Annotated in this window: 3 protein-coding genes and 1 pseudogene; all 4 read left to right on the plus strand. The window is 70.9% G+C overall.

Going from position 1 to position 1,149, the window contains the following annotated elements:
• A pseudogene (locus ELR45_RS42745) lies at positions 1 to 113 on the plus strand (Asp23/Gls24 family envelope stress response protein); the annotation flags it as partial.
• The gene (locus tag ELR45_RS15920; RefSeq protein ID WP_129667278.1) at positions 110 to 472 is read left to right on the plus strand and encodes an Asp23/Gls24 family envelope stress response protein; all 363 of its coding nucleotides are present in this window, start codon (positions 110 to 112) and stop codon (positions 470 to 472) included. The pseudogene ELR45_RS42745 and the gene ELR45_RS15920, both read left to right, overlap by 4 nt.
• Entirely contained in the window at positions 469 to 648 is a 180-nt protein-coding gene (locus ELR45_RS15925) for a hypothetical protein (RefSeq protein ID WP_129667279.1), read from the plus strand. Before ELR45_RS15920 ends, ELR45_RS15925 begins: the two co-directional genes overlap by 4 nt.
• Before the next feature lies 1 nt (position 649).
• The coding region (locus ELR45_RS15930) for an Asp23/Gls24 family envelope stress response protein (protein ID WP_165367817.1) at positions 650 to 1,149 on the plus strand (500 nt) is incomplete at its 3' end.

The raw sequence follows: 1,149 nt of genomic DNA on the forward strand, positions 1-1,149 counted from the left end.
CCACGATCGAGCGCATGACGGGGCTCGATGTCACCGAGGTGAACATCCTCGTCAACGACGTCCACCTCGACGGGGAGGATGAGGAAGAGCCACAGACAAGCCGGGTCGAATGAGCGGAAAGGATCCTGTCGATCGAGGCGGCGCGGCAGCGCCGGGCGACGTCGGGCCCGATCCCATCGAGCGGATGGCGGCCGTTGTCCTCGCGGTCGACGGTGTGGCGGAGCTGGACGGCGGGCGTTTCGGCGAGGTAGCCAGCTACCTGCCCGGCCGACGGGTTTCCGGCGTCCGGATCCGTGACGACGGCACCGCGGAGGTGCACGTCGTCCTCGAGTGGGGCGCCGTCGCTCTCGACGTCGCGGACGCCGTACGTCGCGCCGCATTGCCGACCGCCGTTCGGCCGGTGGACGTGGTGATCGCGGACGTCGCCGCGCGCGGTGACGACCCGCAGACCAGCGGGGAGGACAGAACGTGAATATCGTGACCATCGGACTCTTCACCGGTCTGCTGCTCGGCGTGGCGGCGGCTACCGGAGGCCTGGACGGATTCCTGATCACGCTGGCGCTCGGCGCGGCCGGCGCCCTGATCGCCGGTCAATTCTCCGGTGCCCTCGACCTGCGTGCCGCGTTCCGGGCCCGGGAGCGGGACTGACGTGGTCCTGAGCGACATGGACGCCCGCGAGCACGCCTCCTCGGACGCGTCCACCCGCGGCGGGCTGCGGATCGACGACCGGGTGATCCGCCGCGTCGCCGAGCAGGCGGCGGCGGAGATCACCGGGCGTTCCGGTCGTTCGTCCGGGTTGGACGTATTGGCGCAACGGCCGCTGCCGCGCGCGTCGGTCGAGGTGATCGGCCGACGTGTCCGGGCAGAGGTGAATGTCTCGGCATCGGGAGATGGCAGCGTGCCGGTGGCGGCGCAGCGCGTGCGAGACCGGGTGGCGGAACGGATCGGCGAGCTGACCGGCATGACGGCGGACATCGTCGACGTTCACGTGACGGTGGTCGAGGACGCGCCGGCGCCCGGGGAGGCAGACTCGGTGCTGAGACCGGCGCGGGAGCCGACGCGCCCTGGCCACGTGCGAAAGTTCGGCCTTGTCTTGGCGGTCATCGTCATCGGTCTCGGTGCCGTCGGCATCTATGACTTGGTCGCCGG

Source organism: Phytoactinopolyspora endophytica, assembly GCF_004138495.1.
Taxonomy (GTDB): domain Bacteria; phylum Actinomycetota; class Actinomycetes; order Jiangellales; family Jiangellaceae; genus Phytoactinopolyspora; species Phytoactinopolyspora endophytica.